Source organism: Xanthomonas sp. F14, assembly GCF_014199865.1.
In genome coordinates, this window is sequence record NZ_JACHOM010000002.1 from 148,163 (window position 1) to 169,401 (window position 21,239).

Here is a 21,239-nt window from a genome sequence, read left to right on the forward strand (position 1 = left end):
CGTCCTGGGAGACTTTCGATGACTATCCACACCGCACCTGCAAGCATCGGCGCCACGCCGCGCATCACCGACATCCGCGTGGTGCCCGTCGCCGGGCAGGACAGCATGCTGCTCAACCTCAGTGGCGCACACGCGCCGTACTTCACCCGCAATGTGCTGGTGCTGCGCGATTCGTCCGGACGCACCGGCGTGGGCGAAGTGCCTGGCGGCGCGGCCATCGCCGGCTTGCTGCAGGAAGCAGCGCCGCTCATTCGCGACCGCTCCATCGCCGAGTATCAGCGCATCCTCAATCAGGTGCGCACCGCCTTTGCCGACCGCGACAGCGCCGGCCGTGGCCTGCAGACCTTCGATCTGCGTATCACCATCCATGCGGTGACGGCCATCGAGTCGGCGTTGCTGGATCTGCTCGGGCAATTCCTCGACCAGCCTGTCGCTGCCTTGCTCGGTGAAGGCCAGCAACGCAGCGCCGTGGATGTGCTGGGCTATCTGTTTTTCATCGGCGACCGGCGGAAGACTGCGTTTGACTATCGCGACGGCAGCGGTGCCCGCGATGACTGGGAGGCTGTGCGGGACCAGGAGGCCTTGACGCCGGCATCGGTGGTGCGCCTGGCCGAAGCGGCCTACGAGAAATACGGCTTCCGCGATTTCAAGCTCAAGGGCGGCGTGCTGCGCGGCGAAGACGAAATCGACGCCATTGTCGCGTTGCACGCGCGGTTTCCGCAGGCGCGCATCACCCTCGATCCCAATGGCGCGTGGTCGCTGGATCAGGCCATCGCCCTGTGCCGCGGCATGCACGGCGTGATGGCCTACGCCGAAGATCCGTGCGGTGCGCAGGATGGGTATTCCGGGCGCGAGATCATGGCCGAATTCCGTCGCGCCACCGGCTTGCCGACCGCCACCAACATGATCGCCACCGACTGGCGGCAGATGGGCCACGCCATCCAGTTGCAGTCGGTGGATATCCCGCTGGCCGACCCGCATTTCTGGACGTTGCAGGGCTCGGTACGAGTGGCGCAACTGTGCCGCGACTGGGGCCTGACCTGGGGCTCGCATTCCAACAACCATTTCGATATTTCGCTGGCGATGTTCACCCATGTCGCAGCCGCGGCGCCTGGGCGGGTGACCGCGATCGATACGCACTGGATCTGGCAGGACGGCCAACGCCTGACCCACGACCCATTGCAGATCGTCGGTGGCCAGATCCAGGTGCCGGCAAAGCCGGGCCTGGGTGTGGAGCTGGACATGGACGCGCTGGAGGCGGCGCATCGCACCTATCAAAGCCTGAGCCTGGGCGCGCGCGACGATGCCGCCGCCATGCAGGCGCTGATCCCCAATTGGACCTTCGACAACAAGCGGCCCTGTCTGGTGCGCTGAAGCGCCCTCATGCCTGCTGCCGGAGCGCCGGCCGCAGCGCATGGCCGCCAGTTCACCGCAGGTGGAGAACCGAGTAATGAAAAGCATGATGGCAATCAGCGGCGCAGCGCTGCTGGCGGTCGGCGCGGCCGGGCGTGCGCGTGCGCAACACCCCGATGAGGGGTTCTGGAATGGCGCAACGGCCGAAGTCACCGCACTCAACTTCTATTACAACCGCGATTTCCGCAGCGGCGAAGGGCAGGGCAAGCGTGCCGAGTGGGCGCAGGGGTTTGTGGTCGATGCCCGTAGCGGCTATACCCGCGGGCCGGTCGGCGCGGGCCTGGATCTGCTGGGTATCGGCGATTTCAAGCTCGATGGCGTGCGCGCCGAAGGCGGCACCGGCCTGCTGCCCAGCAACGACGACGGTACTGCGCAACATGCGCTGACGCGGGTGGCACCCACGCTCAAACTGCGCGCCTCGCAAACCGAAGTGAAGTGGGGCAGCTTCATTCCCAACGAGCCGCTGGTGCGCGCCAGCATCACCCGCATCATGCCGGAAACATTCCAGGGCGTGACGCTGGAATCCAAGGACGTGCCAAAGCTCGATCTGCTGCTCGCGCGCTTCACCAGCGCCTGGTATCGCGATGGCGATTCGCGCGTCCCCATCACCTTGACCAACAAGAATCGCCGTTTTCTGGGCACGCCGGATTCGGATGCGTTGAATCTGCTCTCGGCAACCTACAGCGTCGTGCCCGGCACGCAACTGCGCTATCAGGGCGCGGTGATGGAAGACATCTACCGGCAGCAGCTCTATAACCTCATCCAGACGCACACCTTCGGCAAGGACCAGCTGCGTGTGGATCTGCGGTATTTCCGTACCGATGACATCGGCCAGTCGCTGGCCGGGCCGATCGACAACCGCATGTTCAGCAGCATGCTGTCCTGGCGCACGGGCGGGCACGAATTCGGCGCCGGCTATCAACGCCTGTCCGGCCCCAGCGCCATGCCCTGGCCGGGCGGCACTGACGGCAATGTCTTCAACTGGACCTTCATCAACGACTTTCTCGAACGCGGCGAGCGCAGCTGGCAGCTGCGTTACAGCATCGATGGCAAGAGCATCGGCATCCCCGGTCTCAGCGTCATGGCGCGCTACATCAATGGCGACCATGCGCAGCCGGCCACCTATGCCGGCCAAGGCCGCGAGTGGGCCCGGGATGTCTTGACCACCTATCAATTCCAGAGCGAGCGCTTCAAGCACTTGAGCGTCATCTGGTTCAACGGCACCTTTCGCTCAAATTACCAGCGCAATGTCGATGAAAACCGCTTGATCCTGCAGTACCGCCGTCAGTTCGACAGCCCCGACCGGTAATGCACTCCACCCCACGCCTGCAAGGTAGCCCCACGATGTCCGCAACCCAGCAACCCACCCGTTGGCTCAGCATCCGCGCCCATGCGCGCGACAACGTCGCCATCGTCGTCAACGATGACGGCGCGCCGGCCGGCGCCACCTTTCCGGATGGGCTCACCGCCGTCGAACACATTCCGCAGGGGCACAAGATGGCGCTACGCGACCTGGCCGCCGGCGCGCCGGTGATCCGCCTGGGCGCGGTGATCGGCACCGCCAATGCCGACATCGCACGCGGGGCCTGGGTGAGCGAGCAATTGCTGGCGATGCCCGAAGCGCCCGATCTGGCCGCGCTGGATCTGTCGCTGCAGCCGGCACCCGCACCCGCGCCCTTGGATGGCTACACCTTCCAGGGGTATCGCAACCGGGATGGCAGTGTCGGCACGCGCAACATCCTGGGCATCATGACCAGCGTGCAGTGCGTGGTGGGCGTGCTCGGCCACGCGGTGGAGCGCATCCGCACCGAGCTGCTGCCCAAGTATCCCAATGTCGACGATGTGGTAGCGATCAATCACGTCTATGGTTGCGGCGTGGCAATCACCGCGCCGGAGGCCATCATCCCCATCCGCACGCTGCGCAATATCGCGCGCAGCCCCAACTTCGGCGGGCAGGCGCTGATCGTGGGCCTGGGCTGCGAGAAACTCGCGCCCGAGCGCCTGCTGCCGGACGATGCCAGCGCCGACGACAGCGGCGTCTACCGTTTGCAGGAAGCCAGCCTGGGCTTTGCCGACATGGTCGGTTCGATCATGGCCATGGCCGAAGAACGCCTGCGCCATCTGGACCTACGTCGGCGTGAAACCGTGCCGGCCAGCGAACTGGTGGTAGGCATGCAATGCGGCGGCAGCGATGCGTTTTCCGGCGTGACCGCCAACCCGGGCCTGGGCGTGGCGGCCGACCTGCTGGTACGCGTCGGTGCCACGGTGATGTTTTCGGAAAACACCGAAGTGCGCGATGGCATCCATCTGCTGGTGCCGCGCGCGGCCAATGCCGATGTCGCCAGGGCGCTGGTACGCGAAATGGCCTGGTACGACGCCTACCTGGCACGCGGCCAGGCCGACCGCAGTGCCAACACCACCCCGGGCAACAAGAAGGGCGGGCTGGCCAACATCGTGGAGAAGGCGATGGGCTCGATCGCCAAGTCCGGCTCCTCGGCGATCAACGGCGTGGTGCCGCCTGGCGAGCGGGTCAAGGGGCGCGGGCTGCAGTATTGCGCCACCCCGGCCAGCGATTTCGTCTGCGGCACCTTGCAGGTTGCGGCGGGCATGAACCTGCACGTATTCACCACCGGGCGCGGAACGCCCTACGGCCTGGGCATGGTGCCGGTGATCAAGGTGGCTACCCGCAGCGAATTGGCGCAGCGCTGGTCCGACCTGATGGACATCGATGCCGGCGGCGTGGCGACCGGCGACAAGACGCTGGAGCAATTGGGCTGGGAGTTGTTCCGGCGCTATCTGGACGTGGCCAGCGGCCAGCGCACCTGGACCGAGCAACACCGCCTGCACAACGATCTGGCCTTGTTCAATCCGGCGCCGATCACCTAGCCCTGCCGGTTTTCCGCAGTGGCGGGCCGCTGGGTGGCGCAGCGCTCAGGCCGACTGTTGCGCCGCCGCGCAGGAGGCGATGTTCCCGAGTCGGTAGCAATGATGCGGCGCTGCACGTCTCTCGGTGTCGTGACCGCCCCCGTGCGTCGTGACGACCCCGCGGCACAGGTCGCACCCCAGGAGCATCGCGCGCCGCAGCGCTGCCGCACCACAGTGCAACGCATTTGGCGTGGCTTCGCCCGGGCCTTCACCCAAGCCCTCTTTCGCAGGACAGTGGCCAGCGTTTCCAGCGGAAGAGGGGCTAGCGTCCAGCAAAAGAGGGGCGCGCCGTTCCCTTCTCCCTTCGGAAGAAGGTGCCCCGTCGGGGCGGATGAGGGGACGTGCGCAGCCTCGTGCTCCGTCGCGCGGCCTCCAGCGGCGCACGCGCACAGCCTCACCACGCCATCGCGCGCGCGCGGGCAGACACCAGCCCATTGCAAGATGCCCAGCCCACCGGGCAACACGCCGCTACGCCGGCGCCCAACGCCTGCGCGCCGTCACCGCCCACGCCCCATTCGCCCGTCAATGGCAGGCGCCGATACAATGCGCGTTCGTTTTCAGTGTTGATGGAGTCGCCATGTCCCAGATCATCCATACCGACCAGGCGCCTGCCGCCATTGGCCCCTATTCGCAGGCCGTGCGTGCCGGCAACACGGTGTATTTCTCCGGGCAGATCCCGCTGGATCCGGCCACCGGCGAGATCGTGCTGGGCGATGTCGGCGTGCAGGCACGCCGCGCGTTCGACAACCTCAAGGCGGTGGCCGAAGCCGCCGGTGGCTCGCTCGACAAGATCGTGCGGTTGGGCCTGTACCTCACCGATCTCGGTCAGTTCGCCGCCGTCAACGCAGTGATGCAGGAGTATTTCCAGGCGCCGTTCCCGGCGCGTTCGACCATCGAGGTCTCCGGCCTGCCCAAGGGTGCCGGCTTCGAGGTCGACGCGGTGATGGTGCTCGACTGATCCAGCTCGTCTGACTCGAGCGCCCTGCCGTGCCGCGCGTAGCGACCGTCACCCCGCGCCTGGCCGTTGCAGGCCAGGCCTCGCTTGCCAGCCTGCCCGGCGTCGGCCCCAAGGTGGCCGAGAAATTCGCTGCGCGCGGCATCTCGACGCTACAGGATCTGTGGCTGCATCTGCCGTTGCGCTACGAAGACCGCACCCGGCTGACCACGATCGCGCAGTTGCAGAGCGGCGTGCCGGCGCAGATCGAAGGGCGTGTGGATGCGGTGGAGCGCGGCTTCCGTTACCGGCCGGTGTTGCGGGTGGCGGTCTCGGACGAGTCGCACGGCAGCGTGGTGCTGCGCTTCTTCCATTTCCGCGCGGCGCAGGTCGCGCAGTTCGCACCGGGCACGCGACTGCGGGTGTTCGGCACGCCCAAGCCGGGACAGAACGGCTGGGAAATCGTGCACCCCAGTTACCGCGTGCTGGCACCGGGCGAGGATGCCGGGCTGGGCGACAGCCTGGATCCGGTCTATCCGGTGCTGGAAGGCGTGGGCCCGGCCACGTTGCGCAAACTCATCGGCCAGGCGCTGGAGCGCTTGCCGGCCGAGGCCGCGCTGGAATTGCTGCCGCCGCATTGGCTGCAGGACGAACAACTACCCTCGCTGCGCAGCGCGCTGCTGACCATGCATCGCCCGCCGGTGAACACCGACCCGCAGCAACTGCTCGCAGGCGGGCATCCGGCCCAGCAGCGTTTGGCGATCGAAGAGCTGCTGGCGCATCAGCTCAGCCTGCGTCGCCAGCGCATCGCCTTGCAGCGCTTCCGCGCACCGCTGCTGCCTGGCAACGGCACCCTGGTGCGGCAACTGCGCGCGGCGTTGCCGTTCCAGCTTACCGGTGCGCAGCAGCGCGTGTTCGCGCAGATTGCCCGCGATCTGGCAAAACCGTCGCCGATGCTTAGGCTGGTGCAGGGCGATGTCGGCAGCGGCAAGACCGTGGTCGCCGCATTGGCGGCGATGCTGGCGGTGGAGCAGGGCAAGCAGGTCGCACTGGCCGCGCCGACCGAGCTGCTGGCCGAGCAGCACCTGAGCAATCTGCGTGGCTGGTTGGAACCGCTGGGCGTGCGCATCGTCTGGCTGGCCGGCAAGGTCACCGGCAAGGCACGCGCTGCGGCGATGGCCGAGGTGGCCTCCGGCCAGGCGCAGGTGGTGGTCGGTACCCACGCCCTGATGCAGGACGCGGTGGTCTTCCACGATCTGGCGCTGGCCATCATCGACGAGCAGCACCGCTTCGGCGTGCATCAGCGCCTGGCCTTGCGCGACAAGGGTGCGGCCGCCGGCAGCGTGCCGCATCAGTTGGTGATGACCGCCACGCCGATCCCGCGCACCCTGGCGATGTCCACCTATGCGGATCTGGATGTCTCGGCCATCGACGAGCTGCCGCCCGGGCGCACGCCGGTGCAGACCATCGTGCTCAGTGCCGAGCGCCGGCCGGACCTGGTCGAGCGCATCCGCGCCGCTTGCGCCGAAGGGCGCCAGGCGTATTGGGTCTGCACCTTGATCGAAGAAAGCGAAGAGCCCGGCAAGGGCGCGCCCCCCGGTGGCCCGCCGAGGATCGAGGCCCAGGCGGCGGAGGCCACCTTCGAAGCGCTGTCCGCGCAATTGCCCGGCGTGCGCGTGGCGCTGGTGCACGGGCGCATGAAGGCGGCGGAAAAACAGAAGGCGATGCTGGATTTCAAGCAGGGCCTTACCGATCTGCTGGTCGCCACCACGGTGATCGAGGTCGGCGTGGACGTGCCCAATGCCTCGCTGATGATCATCGAGAATGCCGAGCGCCTGGGTCTGGCGCAGTTGCACCAGTTGCGCGGCCGGGTCGGTCGCGGCGCGGCCGCGTCCAGCTGCGTGCTGCTGTACCAGGCCCCGTTGTCGATGATGGCGCGGCAACGCCTGGAAACCATGCGCCAGACCAACGACGGCTTCGTGATCGCAGAAAAGGATCTGGAGCTGCGTGGTCCCGGCGAATTGCTGGGCACGCGGCAGACCGGCCTGGCCACTTTCCGCATCGCCGATCTCACCCGCGATGCCGGGCTGCTGCCGCGCGTGCAGGTGCTCGCCGAACGGCTGCTGGCCGAAGCGCCGGACATTGCCGACCGCGTGGTCGCGCGCTGGATCGGCAGCGCGGTGCGTTATGCCGCGGCTTGAGTGGCGGGGATTGGGGATTCGGGATTGGGGATTCGTCAGAGCCAGGTTGCTGCGATCTGGATGGGTAACCGATTCGCGTGCCTCGCCGATCCTTGCGAAGATGCGGCAACGAATCCCGAATGACCAATCTCCAATCCCATGACCAAAAAGATACCGCTGCTGATCGACACCGACCCGGGCGTGGACGACGCGCTGGCCTTGCTGATGGCCTTCAACGACACCCGGCATGAGGTCGTTGGGCTGACCATCGCCGCCGGCAACGTGGGCCTGGAGCACACCGTGCGCAACGCCTTGAAGGTGTGCGAGATTGCTGGGCGCGACGATGTGCCGGTCTATGCGGGCTGCCCGCAGCCGCTGCTGCATCCCTCGGTGGACGCGGCGCATGTGCATGGCATCGACGGCTTCGGCGATGTCGGCCTGGCGCCGGCCAAGCGCACTGCCGAGACCGAGCACGCCGCGCTGGCCATCCTGCGCCTGTCGCACGAATACGCCGGCGAGCTGATGCTGGTCGCGCTCGGTCCGCTGACCAATCTGGCCCTGGCCCTGACGCTGGATCCGACCCTGCCGCAGCGCGTGGCGCGGCTGGTGGTGATGGGCGGTGCGCTGACCGGGCACGGCAACATCACCGCCGCGGCCGAATTCAATATCGGCTTCGACCCGGAAGCGGCACATCTCGTGTTCCGCGGTTTTCCGCAGTTCGACGTGGCCGACTGGGAAGCCACCATCGCGCACGGGCTGCTGCATCGCGATGTCGAGCAATGGCTGGCGGCCGACTCCGCGCAGGCGCGGTTCTACGAAGAAATTTCGCGCAAGACCCGGCTGTGGTCCGAAGACAGCCGTGGCGAGTACTGGTACGCCGCCGATGCGCTGGCGATGGCGTTCGCGCTCCACCCGGAGGGCGCACAGCGGCTGGAGCAGCGGCCGGTGCATATCGAGCTGACCGGTATGCATACCCGCGGCATGACCCTGGTGGACTGGGAGCGCCGGGATGGCAACCCCGACAACGCCAACCTGCTGCTGGACTACGATCGCCAGCAATTCTTCGGCTTGGTCGCGGCGGCGTTGGCGGCGGGGTAAGGCGATCTTGCGCCGGGCGTCGGGAGGCCGCTATAATGCCCGGCTTATCCAGGCAGCCCGGCGCCAAGTCCATGAAAGATAACGTTCATCCCAGCTACAACGACGTCGTCTTCCACGACGTGACGTCCGATTTCAAGATTCTGACCCGTTCCACCATGAGCTCGAAAGAGACCGTGAAGTGGGAAGATGGCCAGGAATACCCGCTGATCAAGGTGGATATCTCCTCGGCCTCGCACCCGTTCTATACCGGCAAGCACAAGGTGATCGACACCGGCGGCCGGATCGACAAGTTCCAGAAGCGCTACGCGCGCTGAGCTTGCAGGACGGGCTGTACCGGCAGCGGCCGCGCATTGCGCGGCCGTTGTTTTTTGGGGCGGCGGCAACTTCGTTTTCACGCCTTCGACGGGGCGTCTACGACTTCTGTCCAAGCGACGGCCAAAATGTTGCTGTGCGATAATGACGTGATCCGGGGCGATGCCCTGGACTTCCATCACGTGCCTGCCCATTTGGTGACAGGCGCCTTCCACTGAAGGAGCGTACACAGTGTCCGATCTTGATCAGGTCACGCTCAACGCCGGCGACAAGTCGGTCGTTCTGCCGGTTCTCAAGCCCACGCTTGGCAATGATTGCGTCGATATTTCAAAGCTGACCAAAGAAACCGGTCTGTTCACCTACGACTCGGGCTTTACCGCCACCGCCAGCTGCAAGTCGGCCATCACCTACATCGATGGCGACAACGGCGTGCTGCTGTATCGCGGCTACCCGATCGAACAGTTGGCCGAGAAGTCCAGCTTCCTCGAAGTCTCGTACCTGCTGATGAACGGCGAGCTGCCGACCGCGGACGAATTCAAGAAGTTCGACCACGAAGTCACGCATCACACGATGATGCACGAGTCGCTGAAGAACTTCCTCGGTGGCTTCCGCCATGACGCCCACCCGATGGCCATGCTGGCCGGTTCGGTCGCCTCGCTGTCGGCGTTCTACCACGACACCCTGGACCTCAACGATCCGGAGCAGCGCCGCCAGGCCGCCATCCGTCTGATCGCCAAGGTGCCGACCCTGGCTGCTGCCGCGTACCGCTATTCGATCGGCTGGCCGATCCGCTACCCGCGCAACAACCTCAACTACGTTGACCGCTTCCTGCACATGATGTTCGAAGTGCCGAGCGAGCCGCTGGAGATCAATCCGGTGGTGGCCAAGGCGCTGGATCTGCTGTTCATCCTGCATGCCGATCACGAGCAGAACGCCTCGACCTCGACCGTGCGTCTGGTCGGTTCGACCGGTGCCAACCCGTACGCCTCGGTCGCAGCGGGCATCACCGCGCTGTGGGGCCCGGCACACGGTGGCGCCAACGAAGCCGTGCTGAAGATGCTGGAAGAGATCGGCACCGCCGACAACGTCGAGTCCGCTGTGGCCAAGGCCAAGGACAAGAACTCCTCGTTCCGCCTGATGGGCTTCGGTCACCGCGTCTACAAGAACTTCGACCCGCGCGCCAAGATCATCCGCGAGATGACCCACAAGGTGCTGGGCGAACTGGGCGTCAACGATCCGCTGCTGGAAGTGGCGCTGAAGCTGGAAGAAGCCGCGCTGAAGGACGACTACTTCGTGCAGCGCAAGCTGTACCCGAACGTCGACTTCTACTCGGGCCTGATCTACAAGGCGCTGAACATCCCGGTGGAAATGTTCACCGTGATGTTTGCCATTGCACGCACCGCCGGCTGGGTGTCGCATTGGCTGGAGCAGCAGGTCGACCCGGAAATGAAGATCGGCCGTCCGCGCCAGATCTACACCGGCTACGACAAGCGCGACTACACCGACGCCGGCCAGCGCTAAGCGCCTGCGGTTGTCTGCTTGAACGAACGCCCCGCATTGCGGGGCGTTTGCTTTTGCGGGTTGGCGTTGTGGTGAGTGGTCACGCGTCATGGCGGGCTGCGCTCAGCGCGTGCGCGGCAGGGCGTGGCCACCATCCTCTTCTGCCAACAACTGACGCAACTGGGCGGCCGAGGCGCGCTGCATCGGTTTTTCGTCCAGCTGCGACAGCGGTGCCTGGCGCAAGGCATCGTAAGGCAGCACGGTCAGGTCGAAGCTCAGTTCCTCGGCACTGAACAGCCACACCGGGAACTCGGCCGTGCGCTCGCGGTCCAGACGCAGCCGGCGCGTACGCGATTCGGCCGGAATACGGTGTTCTTCCAGAAAGCGCTGCACGGCGTCGGCGTCGTCGCTGTGCAACTGCAGCTGCACCGGCGCATTGGCGTCGGCCGTGCCATCGAGCACCGGGCCGGCCAGGCGCGGCTGGAACGGGCTAAGAAACTCCAGCGCGCGCAATGCGGCTTCACGACGTTGGCGCAGCCGCAGCCCGTGCGCAGGCCCGGCGAACAGGCGCTGGTGCTCGCGCAACGCATCTTCGATCTCGCGGTTGCGCGGCAGCGATGCGTCGTCGTGGATGCCTAGCCGGCTGGCCGCCTTGAGCTTGGCCTGATGAAAATCACGGATGCCACCCTCGGCCATCAGCCGGGCCGCTTCGTGCGCCAGGCGATGGCGACGTTCTCGGGTTCGCGTATCGGCGTGTTCGCGCGCGTGATGCATGACCGGGCTCCCCTAATGAACCTGGTTCGACTCTACAACAGCGGCATGAAGAGGTGGCGAATGCCCCAAGTCTCCCCGAAAGGACAATCACGCAACGGTGATTACCCGTCGCCTTCTACTGAACTGAAGGCAATCGATTCCGCGGACCCGATCGGGGAATCAGGCGGACGAAGCCGTTCCGATTCCCCAATCCCGATTCCCCAATCCCCGCCCTCAAAAGATATCGAACGCCTTCTCGTCCTGCTGTTCCTGCAGGCCGTAGTCGTAGTCCTGCAGGCGATCCAGGTCCTCGTTCTTCACCCATTCCACCGCCCCATTGATGGTGGCCTGGGTCATGCCGTCGGGCGGATCGTTGGCGGCGATCGGCTTGTCCTTCAGCGCCACGCGCATGTAGTCGATCCAGATCGGCAGTGCCGCCTTGCCGCCGTACTCGCGATAGCCAAGCGAACGGAAGTCGTCGCGACCCACCCACACCGTGGTGGCGTAGGGGCCGCCGAAGCCGGAGAACCAGGCGTCGCGGTGATCGTTGGTCGAGCCGGTCTTGCCGCCGACGTCCTCGCGCCCCAGCACCTTGGCCGCGGTGCCGGTGCCGCGCTGGACCACGTCGCGCATCATCGAGACCAACTGGTAGGCGGTACGCTCGTCGATGGCGCGCGGCGCGATCTTGGTTTCGGCAGTGGCTGCCGGGGCGGTCTCCGCCGGCGTGGCCGGCGTCGCCGGGGTCGGCTCGATCGACTTGGGCAGCGCGGGGGCGCCGAAGTTGAAGCCGTCCACCACCTGGCTCACCGGCGCGACATTGCCGCCCTGCAAGGCGCAGGTACGGCAGGCCACCGCCGGCACTTCCTTGAAGACCACATTGCCGTCGCGGTCCTTGACCTCGTCCACGATCCAGGTCTCCACCCGCGAGCCGCCATTGGCGAACACTGCATAGCCACGCGCGACCGACAACGGCGTCAGTGAGGCCGTGCCCAGCGACATCGACAGGTTGGGCGGCAGCTCGGCTTCCTGGAAGCCGAACTGGCTGATGTACTTGCGCGCAAAATCGACGCTGATCGCGTCCAGCAAGCGGACCGACACCAGATTGCGCGATTGCACCAGCGCCTCGCGCAAGCGCATCGGGCCGCGGAAGCCGCCGCCGTCGTTCTGCGGCGACCAGGTCTTGCCGCGGCGGTCGCGGAACACCACCGGCGCATCGAGCACGATCGAGGCCGGGTTGAAGCCCTTCTCGAACGCGGCCGCATACACGAACGGCTTGAAGCTGGAGCCCGGCTGGCGGCGTGCCTGGGTGGCGCGATTGAACTTGTTGCCGGCGAAGCTGAAACCGCCGACCAGCGCGCGCAGGGCGCCGCTGTTGGCATCCAGCGACACCAGCGCGGCCTGGCCGCGCGGCAACTGGTCGATGATCCACTCGCCGTCCTTCTCGCCGGCGCGGATGCGGGTCAGGTCGCCGCGCGTCAGCAGCTTGGCCGGCGTCTTGTTGGTCCAGCGACTGGCGCTGGCCGGCAGGGTCAGCTCGGTCTTGTCGCTCTGCACGACGGTCACGCCGCCGTCGGCATTGGTGCGTGCCACGATCACCGCGCGCAGGCCGCCCTGGGTGAACACGCCCGACAGATGCTTGGCCAGTGCCGCGGCATCCGCATCGGCGGCGACATCGAAATGCTGCTCCACGCCATGCCAGCCATGCCGGTGGTCGTACAGGCGCAGGCCTTCGGCAACCGCCGCATCGGCGCCGGTTTGCAGCGTGGCATCAATGGTGGTGGTGACGTGGTAGCCCTTGTTGAGCACATCGCCGCCGTACTTGGCGATCATTTCCTGGCGCACCAGCTCGGCCACGTACGGGGCGTAGACCTCGACCGGCGGCTCGTGCGGCTTGGCGTGCATCGGCACCGCCTTGGCGGCGTCGGCTTCGGCCTGGCTGACAAAGCCCAGGTCGGCCATGCGTTGCAGCACGTAGTAATCGCGGCGCTCCTGCGCGCGTTCCGGATTGCTGATCGGGTTGCCGCTGGACGGGAACTTGGGGATGCCGGCCAGCGAGGCCATCTCGTCCAGGCTCAACTCGCTCATCTTCTTGCCGTAGTAGTACTCGGCGGCAGCACCGACGCCATAGGCGCGATTGCCGAAGAAGCTCTTGTTGAGATACAGCTCGAAGATCTCGTCCTTGTTCAGCTCACTCTCGATCTTGCGCGCCAGCAGGATCTCGGCGAGTTTGCGGGTGTAGCTGTATTCGGAACTGAGGAAGAACTGCCGTGCCACCTGCTGGGTGATGGTCGAACCACCCGGCACGCGCTTGGCATCGGTGCTGGCCAGCAGCCACACCGCGCGGGCGATGCCCTTGTAGTCCACGCCGCCGTGTTCGTAGAAGCGCGCATCCTCCGTCGCCAGGAAGGCCTGCTTCAGGCGCAGCGGCACGTCCTTCATCTGGATGGGGTAGCGCCGGGTCTCGCCATAGACGGCCATCAGGCGGCCGTCGCTGGAATAGACGTACATCGGCTCCTGCAGTTCGACCTGCTTGAGCGACTGCACGTCCGGCAACTTGGAGGAAATGGCGTAATACAGGCCGCCGGCAGCAATAGCGCCAAGCAGGGCGAGCACCACGAACGCGGCCAGGATCCAGCCCAGCCAACGGCGAATACGGGGCATGTAAGAGAGATTCCGATTGCAGATTTCTTGGTCACAGAGTATAGATGACGCCGGGTTTGGCTGGGGCCGAACTCTGGGGATCGCAGGAAACAGCACTGGGGTCACGTCGCGGGGCCATTGCCTTGCGCGTGAAGGGCTTGTCACCTGTTAAAATTTAATTATTAATACGAGGGCGCAGACAAGCGTCCAAGTGCCCATCGGCAGGGGAGTTTCCGTGGGGCTTCTACCCAAGAGTCAATCGCCACTGATTGGTGTCGATATCAGTTCCACTGCGGTCAAGCTCTTGCAGCTGTCGCGCAGCGGGAACCGTTTCCGCGTGGAGCATTACGCGGTGGAACCGTTGCCGCCGAATGCGGTCGTGGAAAAGAACATCGTCGAGGTCGAGGCGGTCGGCGAAGCGATTCGTCGCGCCATCAACCGTTCCGGCAGCAAGGCCAAGAACGCCGCAGCCGCGGTGGCCGGGTCGGCGGTGATCACCAAGCTGATCCCGATGCCGGCCGATCTGGACGACAGCGATCTGGAAGCCCAGGTCGAACTGGAAGCCACCAACTACATTCCGTACCCGATCGAGGAAGTCAATCTCGACTTCGAGGTGCTCGGCCCGATGCCCAACAGCCCGGACATGGTCCAGGTGCTGCTGGCGGCCTCGCGCTCTGAGAATGTGGAACTGCGCCAGTCCGCGCTGGAACTCGGTGGCCTGACCGCCAAGGTCATGGACGTGGAGGCCTTCGCGGTCGAGAACGCCTTCGCCCTGGTCGCCAGCGAGTTGCCGGTGGCCGCCGATGCGGTGGTTGCGCTGGTGGACATCGGCGCGACCATGACCACGCTGAGCGTGCTGCGCTCCGGTCGCAGCCTGTATAGCCGCGAGCAGGTCTTCGGCGGCAAGCAGCTCACCGACGAGGTGATGCGCCGTTACGGGTTGACTTACGAGGAGGCCGGCCTGGCCAAGCGTCAGGGCGGCTTGCCGGAAAGCTACGAGGTCGAAGTGCTGGAGCCGTTCAAGGAGGCGACGGTGCAGCAGATCAGCCGCTTGCTGCAGTTCTTCTACGCGGGCAGCGAATTCAATCGCGTCGACTGCATCGTGTTGGCCGGCGGCTGCGCTGCGCTGTCGCGCCTGCCGGAGATGGTGGAAGAACAGCTCGGCGTGACCACCGTGGTCGCCAACCCGCTCGCGCAGATGACGCTGGGCCCGAAGGTCCAGGCGCATGCGCTGGCGCTGGATGCACCTGCATTGATGATCGCCACCGGCCTGGCCCTGAGGAGCTTTGACTGATGGCAAGAATCAATCTTTTGCCCTGGCGCGCCGAGCGCCGGAAGGCGCGCGAGCGTGAGTTCTATTCGATGCTGGGCTTCGCCGCGTTGGGCGGCGTGCTGTTGTCGGTCCTGATCTGGTTCTACTACGACGCGCAGATCAGCGGCCAGACCGAGCGCAATGCGTTCCTGACCGCCGAGATCGACAAGGTCAAGGCGCAGAACGAAGAGATCAAGGAGCTCGACAAGAAGAAGGACCGCCTGCTCGCCCGCAAGAAGGTGATCGAGGAACTGCAGGCCAATCGCTCGCAGATGGTGCATCTGTTCGATTCGCTGGTGCGCACCATCCCCGATGGCGTGGCCTTGACCAACATCAAGCAGGACGGCGACATCCTCACCCTGGAAGGACGTTCGCAGTCCAACGCGCGCGTCAGTACCTATATGCGCAACCTGGAAGGCTCGGGCTGGATGACCAATCCGGACCTGTCGATCATCGAGGCCAAGAGCCAGGACAAGGCCGGGCAGCCCGCGGGACCGTCGATGGACACCAAGACGCTGCCATACGTGTTCACGCTCAAGGTCAAGCTGGCCAATCCGAACGAGGCCGACAAGAACGGCACCGCACCGGTCGATGCGCAAGCGCCGGGTGCAACGCCAGCCGGTACGGCCCCTGCGGGCGCGCCAGCGGCGGCACCTGCAGCACCTGCGCCTGCCACGTCGCCGGCCGCTGCTCCTGCACCCGTGCAGCCAGCGCCGGCGTCCGCCAATCGGCCGCAGGAGGGGGCGGCGTCATGAGTAAGAAAGCATTCAAGCTCAGCGATCTGGATTTCAACAACATCGGCGGCTGGCCGCAGCAGGCACGCATCGTGTTCTGCGTGGTGGTCGGCCTGTTCATCATGGTGCTGGCCTGGTTCCTGTTGATCAGCGGCAAGCGCGATGAACTCGAGGGCCTGGAAGGCACAGAAACGCAGTTGCGCACCGAGTTCGAGACCCAGCAGGGCCGCGCGGTAAATCTGGAGCCGCTCAAGCAGCAGCTCGCGCAGATGGAACAGGTGCTGCAGCAGATGCTGCGGCAGCTGCCCAGCAAGACCGAAATGCCGGATCTGATCATCGACATCTCGCAGACTGCGCTGTCTAGCGGCCTGTCCAACGAGTTGTTCCAGCCGGGCCCGGAATCGCCGAAGGAGTTCTACGCCGAAAAGCCGATCGCCTTGCGCATGGTGGGCAGTTATCACCAGTTCGGTGCCTTCGTCAGCGGGGTGGCGTCGTTGCCGCGCGTGGTGATCCTGACCATGCACGACATCAACCTCAAGCCGAGGGACCCAAAGGCCGGCATCACCCCGCGCGGGGCGCTGGAACTGTCCGGCACGGTCAAGACCTATCGTTATCTGGACGATGAGGAAATGGCAGAGCAGGAGAAGGCCGCGGCCGACGCTGCGAAGAAGGGCGGCCAATGACCATGAAACTGCTCAAGATCCTGTCCTGCGTGGCGTTAATTGCTGTATTGCCGGCGTGTACGCGCGGGGTGACCAGCACACCGGGCGATGCGCCGAACCTGGAAGCCTGGGTCGCCGAAGTGCGCGCACGGCCGGCGCCGCCGTTGGAGCCATTGCCGGTGATGCAGCAGTTCGAGACGTTCGAATATGCGGCGCAATCGATGCGCGACCCGTTCAGCGATGCCTGGGTCAGCGCCGAAGGCGGCAACGGCACGCGTCCGGATCCGAACCGGCGCAAGGAGCCGCTGGAAGGCTATCCGCTCGACGCCCTCGACATGGTGGGGACCATTGGCGGTGGCTCGGGCCTGGTTGCGCTGGTCATGGCACCCGACAAGGTGACCTACCGGGTGCGGCCGGGCGTGTATCTGGGACAGAGCGATGGCCGGGTCACCGGGGTCTACGAAGACCGCATCGAGCTGATTGAACTTGTGCCGGACGGTGCGGGCGGATGGCTTGAACGGCCGGCCGCGCTCGCATTGGATGATCAATAAAGTGATAGGGGATAGCACGATGACGTTTTCCAATGCCCGGCGGCTGCGTCCGGTTCGACGCCACGCGGTATTCCAGGCCTGCGCGATGGGGTTCGCGCTGGCGCTGGCGAGCGGTAGCGCGTTCTCGGCGGCGGCACTGAAGCAGCCTGTGCAGGACCCGGCCAAGACCGCTCCGGCGAGCCTGGCGGTGTCCAAGATCGATTTCAAACGTGGTGAGGATGGCGCTGGCCGTCTGATCCTGCAGTTCGACGGCCAGGGCGCCAGCCCGGATCTGCGCACGCAGGGCGACAACGTGCTGGTCGACATCAGCAACGCACGCCTGCCTGCCGAACTGCAGCGCCCGCTCAACGTCACCGACTTTGCAACGCCGGTGCAGCGCGTCGAGGTCAAGCCGTCGGGCTCGGGGTCGCAGCTGGTGCTGTCGACCAAGGGCGCGTTCGATTCGCTGGCCTACCAGACCGGCAACGAATACGTGGTCGAAATCACTCCGCGCAAGGGCCAGCCCGCTGTCGGTGGCGTCAGCGCCGCAGCCGTCACCCAGGCCGCCGCGCAGATCGCTGCGCGCGGTTACAGCGGCCGCCCGGTGACGTTCAACTTTCAGGACGTGCCGGTACGCACCGTGCTGCAGCTGATCGCCGAGGAATCCAACCTCAATATCGTCGCCTCCGATACCGTGCAGGGCAATGTCACGCTGCGCCTGATGAACGTGCCGTGGGACCAGGCGCTGGACATCGTGCTGCGCGCCAAGGGCCTGGACAAGCGCCGCGACGGCGGCGTGGTGTGGGTCGCCCCGCAGCCGGAGCTGGCCAAGTTCGAGCAGGACAAGGAAGACGCCCGCATCGCGATCGAGAACCGCGAGGATCTGATCACCGATTACGTGCAGATCAACTACCACAATGCGGCCGTGATCTTCAAAGCGCTGACGGAGGCCAAGGGGATTGGTGGCGGTGGCGGTAGTCAGGGCGGCGGTCAAGGTGGACAAGGTGGCCAGCAGGACAATGGATTTTTGTCGCCTCGCGGTCGCCTGGTTGCCGACGAGCGCACCAACACCCTGATGATCAGCGATATTCCGAAGAAGGTCGCGCAGATGCGCGAGCTGATTTCGCATATCGATCGGCCGGTGGATCAGGTGTTGATCGAAAGCCGTATTGTGATCGCGACCGACACGTTCGCGCGTGACCTCGGTGCGCGGTTTGGTATCGCCGGGCGTCGTCAGTATGGCGACAATACCAGTGTTATCAGTGGTAGTACTTCTAATAATGTGTCAATTATTAATGATGGAATTCATAATGTTCCCGGGGGTCTAAACTTCAACCTTCCCGCGGGTGGAGTTTTCACTACAAACACGCCAGGTGCTATTGCATACACCTTGCTTGGACGCAACTTCGCTCTCGACATGGAATTGTCGGCGATGCAGGAAGAGGGGCGAGGGGAAGTCGTTTCCAATCCGCGTATCGTTACGGCAAATCAGCGTGAAGGCGTTATCAAGCAGGGTCGGGAAATTGGTTATGTGACGATTACTGCCGCCAGTGGCGGTGGTCAGTCCCAGGCCAACGTGCAGTTCAAAGAAGTGCTGTTGGAGCTAAAGGTCACTCCGACCATCACCAATGACAATCGCGTGTTCTTGAATATGAATGTTAAGAAGGATGAGGTTGCTCGTTTCATCGTGCTCGATGGCTACGGTACCGTTCCAGAGATCAACCGTCGTGAAGTTAATACGGCCGTTCTGGTTGGTGATGGTGAGACAGTCGTTATCGGCGGCGTCTACGAATTCAATGATCGTGAGAGCATTGCGAAGGTCCCTTTCCTTGGCGACATCCCGTTCCTCGGGAACCTTTTCAAGAAAAGGGGGCGCAGCAAGGAGAAGGCCGAGTTGCTCGTCTTCATAACACCTAAGGTACTGCGTGTCGCAAGCGCTACTCCATAAGAGAAGCCGAATCGGAAAAAGGCCGCGAAAGCGGCTTTTTTCTTTATGCGGTGATTGAACGCATAGCAAGCGATACTAGGTGAGGATCGCTTTTTCTAGGGCGTGACGTTTTCTGAGGCCCGCGCGGGCGGGTACCGGTGACAGAAATGGACGCGTTTCAGCGTTCAATCCCTCCAACAAGCTATTTCAAGTAGCTAGTCGCATAGTGACGTAAGTCAAACCTGCGCCACTCACTGAACATCCCGGTGCTACTGAATGAACCAATTGCGCTCGAATCGGTCACACTGGTCCTATGAACGCACCGCCGCTGTTGCCCCCAGAAGCCGCTGCCGCGCCCGCCGAGGACCGGTTGCATCGTCAATTCACCCTGCTGCGCGAGTCGCTGGCGCAGCGCATCGTGGGCCAGTCCGCGCTGGTCGAACGATTGCTGATCGCCCTGCTGGCCGACGGGCATCTGCTGGTCGAGGGCGCGCCCGGGCTGGCCAAGACCACCGCGATCCGCGCGCTGGCCTCGCGGCTGGAGGCGGATTTCGCGCGGGTGCAGTTCACCCCCGACTTGCTGCCCTCCGATCTGACCGGCACCGAGATCTGGCGGCCGCAGGACAGCCGGTTCGAGTTCATGCCCGGGCCGATCTTCCATCCGATCCTGCTGGCCGACGAGATCAATCGCGCGCCGGCCAAGGTGCAGTCGGCACTGCTGGAGGCGATGGGCGAGCGTCAGGTCACCGTCGGGCGGCATACCTATGCGCTGCCGCAGCTGTTCCTGGTGATGGCCACGCAGAACCCGATCGAGCAGGAAGGCACGTTCCCGTTGCCCGAGGCGCAGCTGGATCGTTTCCTGATGCACGTGCGTATCGGCTATCCACAGGCCGATGCCGAGGCGGAGATTCTGCGTCTGGCACGTGAGGCCGCGCGCGACACCCTGGAAAAGCACGAGACGGTACCCGACAAGATCCCGCTGGAAGATGTCTTTGCCGCGCGTCGGGTGGTGCTGGACGTGCATCTGGCGCCGCAGCTGGAGCGTTACCTGATCGAGATCGTGCTCGCGTCGCGCGATGCGCAGCGCTACGACCCGGCACTGGCGCGGCGGATTGCCTGGGGCGCGAGCCCGCGTGGGTCGATCGCACTGGAGCGCTGCGCACGGGCGCGTGCATGGCTGGCCGGGCGCGACTACGTGACCCCGGACGATATCCGCGCAATCGCGCCGGACGTGCTGCGCCATCGCGTGCTGCCCAGCTACGAAGCCACGGCCGAAGGCTGGGATGGCGAGCGCCTGGTCGCCGCCTTGCTGGAAAAGATTCCGCTGCCCTGATCGGGTAGCGTGTCGCCGAGGTATGCCGTCCTCTGACCAGAATCCGATGTCTTCGATGCCGTCTTCTTCCCCTGTCACCGCTCCGGCGTCGATCGCCGGCGATGGACTGCGGCCGACGCTGACGGAGCTGATCGCGCTGCGTGGCACCACGACCCATCGCGGGCAGCCAGGGCGTGGCCGCCATGGGCTGGTGGGGCCGGTACCGGCGGCAACGCGTGGGCGCGGGATGGAATACGCCGAGTCGCGCGAGTACGTGGCCGGCGACGATGCGCGGCATATCGACTGGCGCGTCACCGCGCGTACCGGGCGCGCGCACACCAAATTGTTCCAGGCCGAGCGCGAACGCTTGAGCCTGATTGTGGCCGATACCGCACCGGCGCTCTTCTTCGGCACGCGGGTGCGCTACAAATCGGTGCAGGCCGCCCGTGCCGGCGCCGTCGCGGCGTGGCTGGCGCAGCGGCAGGGCGACCGGATCGCCGCGCTGCGTGGCACTGCCAGCGAAGCGCCGATTGCACCGCGCTCGGGTCAACGCGGCGTGTTGCCGGTGCTGGATGCGTTGGCGCGCTGGTACACGCAGCCGCCGTCCGGCGATGCGGGCCTGGAGGTGGCACTGGACCATGCCGCGCGGCTGCTGCGCCCGGGTGCGCGGCTGACCGTGCTGGCCGATGCGCGCAGCGCCAGCAGGATTTCTGCCACGCGCTGGTCGGGCCTGGCCTTGCATCACGAGGTGGTGGTGATCGTGCTGGTCGACCCGCTGGAGCTGGCGCCACCGGCCCGCGCACTCAGCTTCGATGTGCGCGGCGAGCGCATCGCGATCGATCTGTCCACGCAGGCCGGACGTGCGCGTTGGCAGGCCGAATTCGTGGCGCCGCTGGAACAATTGACCGCGGTCCTGCAGGCACGCGGTGTGCGCTTGCATCGGCTGTCCACCGACGACGCCAGCGATGCCTGGTTGGGCGGCAGTGCCGCCGTGCGGAGTCGATGAC

At 65.4% G+C, this 21,239-nt stretch carries 17 protein-coding genes; 15 read left to right on the forward strand and 2 right to left on the reverse strand.

The genetic code is table 11. The annotated features are described in order from the left end of the window. Positions 1-18: 18 nt before the first annotated feature. From gudD to GGR73_RS09225, 8 genes are all read left to right on the forward strand, one after another. On the forward strand, positions 19-1,374 hold the full coding sequence (gene gudD / locus GGR73_RS09190) for a glucarate dehydratase (RefSeq protein WP_081008578.1): 1,356 nt from the start codon (positions 19-21) through the stop codon (positions 1,372-1,374). A 76-nt stretch (positions 1,375-1,450) separates the two neighbouring features. Further along, positions 1,451-2,722, forward strand: coding sequence for an OprD family porin (locus GGR73_RS09195; RefSeq protein ID WP_184456628.1), 1,272 nt, complete (start codon positions 1,451-1,453; stop codon positions 2,720-2,722). Between the two features lie 35 nt (positions 2,723-2,757). Continuing rightward, positions 2,758-4,299, forward strand: a complete 1,542-nt coding sequence (gene garD, locus GGR73_RS09200) for a galactarate dehydratase (protein WP_184456630.1) — start codon at positions 2,758-2,760, stop codon at positions 4,297-4,299. Positions 4,300-4,915: 616 nt separating this feature from the next. Further along, entirely contained in the window at positions 4,916-5,296 is a 381-nt protein-coding gene (locus GGR73_RS09205) for a RidA family protein (RefSeq protein WP_184456632.1), read from the forward strand. Between the two features lie 29 nt (positions 5,297-5,325). Further along, positions 5,326-7,473 (forward strand): ATP-dependent DNA helicase RecG, encoded by a 2,148-nt coding sequence (recG, locus tag GGR73_RS09210; protein ID WP_184456634.1) that lies wholly within the window; start codon positions 5,326-5,328, stop codon positions 7,471-7,473. A 138-nt stretch (positions 7,474-7,611) separates the two neighbouring features. Continuing rightward, positions 7,612-8,550, forward strand: coding sequence for a nucleoside hydrolase (locus tag GGR73_RS09215; protein WP_184456636.1), 939 nt, complete (start codon positions 7,612-7,614; stop codon positions 8,548-8,550). A 71-nt stretch (positions 8,551-8,621) separates the two neighbouring features. Further along, entirely contained in the window at positions 8,622-8,864 is a 243-nt protein-coding gene (locus GGR73_RS09220) for a type B 50S ribosomal protein L31 (protein ID WP_024938126.1), read from the forward strand. Between the two features lie 229 nt (positions 8,865-9,093). After that, complete coding sequence (locus tag GGR73_RS09225; RefSeq protein ID WP_024938127.1) at positions 9,094-10,383, forward strand: citrate synthase; 1,290 nt, start codon at positions 9,094-9,096, stop codon at positions 10,381-10,383. Between the two features lie 102 nt (positions 10,384-10,485). Here the strand turns inward: GGR73_RS09225 and GGR73_RS09230 are convergent, their stop codons facing one another. Continuing rightward, positions 10,486-11,136: a hypothetical protein gene (locus tag GGR73_RS09230; RefSeq protein WP_039519223.1), complete on the reverse strand. Its 651-nt coding sequence runs from the start codon at positions 11,134-11,136 to the stop codon at positions 10,486-10,488. A gap of 213 nt (positions 11,137-11,349) precedes the next feature. Then, positions 11,350-13,776 (reverse strand): penicillin-binding protein 1A, encoded by a 2,427-nt coding sequence (locus GGR73_RS09235; protein WP_221234051.1) that lies wholly within the window; start codon positions 13,774-13,776, stop codon positions 11,350-11,352. 214 nt (positions 13,777-13,990) lie between these two features. On the opposite strand from GGR73_RS09235, the gene GGR73_RS09240 reads away from it, so the two are divergent. From GGR73_RS09240 to GGR73_RS09270, 7 genes are all read left to right on the forward strand, one after another. After that, positions 13,991-15,049 carry a pilus assembly protein PilM gene (locus tag GGR73_RS09240; RefSeq protein WP_039423791.1) on the forward strand — a complete coding sequence of 353 codons (1,059 nt, stop codon included), beginning with the start codon at positions 13,991-13,993 and terminating at the stop codon, positions 15,047-15,049. Further along, on the forward strand, positions 15,049-15,822 hold the full coding sequence (locus tag GGR73_RS09245; protein ID WP_024938131.1) for a PilN domain-containing protein: 774 nt from the start codon (positions 15,049-15,051) through the stop codon (positions 15,820-15,822). The genes GGR73_RS09240 and GGR73_RS09245 overlap by 1 nt, the downstream gene beginning before the upstream one ends. Beyond that, positions 15,819-16,484, forward strand: a complete 666-nt coding sequence (locus tag GGR73_RS09250) for a type IV pilus inner membrane component PilO (protein WP_024938132.1) — start codon at positions 15,819-15,821, stop codon at positions 16,482-16,484. Before GGR73_RS09245 ends, GGR73_RS09250 begins: the two co-directional genes overlap by 4 nt. Next, on the forward strand, positions 16,481-17,014 hold the full coding sequence (locus tag GGR73_RS09255) for a pilus assembly protein PilP (RefSeq protein WP_184456638.1): 534 nt from the start codon (positions 16,481-16,483) through the stop codon (positions 17,012-17,014). The genes GGR73_RS09250 and GGR73_RS09255 overlap by 4 nt, the downstream gene beginning before the upstream one ends. A 19-nt stretch (positions 17,015-17,033) precedes the next feature. Beyond that, on the forward strand, positions 17,034-18,941 hold the full coding sequence (locus GGR73_RS09260) for a type IV pilus secretin PilQ family protein (RefSeq protein WP_184456640.1): 1,908 nt from the start codon (positions 17,034-17,036) through the stop codon (positions 18,939-18,941). A gap of 292 nt (positions 18,942-19,233) precedes the next feature. Further along, on the forward strand, positions 19,234-20,253 hold the full coding sequence (locus GGR73_RS09265; protein ID WP_039525693.1) for an AAA family ATPase: 1,020 nt from the start codon (positions 19,234-19,236) through the stop codon (positions 20,251-20,253). Between the two features lie 22 nt (positions 20,254-20,275). Further along, positions 20,276-21,238, forward strand: a complete 963-nt coding sequence (locus tag GGR73_RS09270) for a DUF58 domain-containing protein (protein ID WP_054592139.1) — start codon at positions 20,276-20,278, stop codon at positions 21,236-21,238. Position 21,239: the final 1 nt, after the last annotated feature.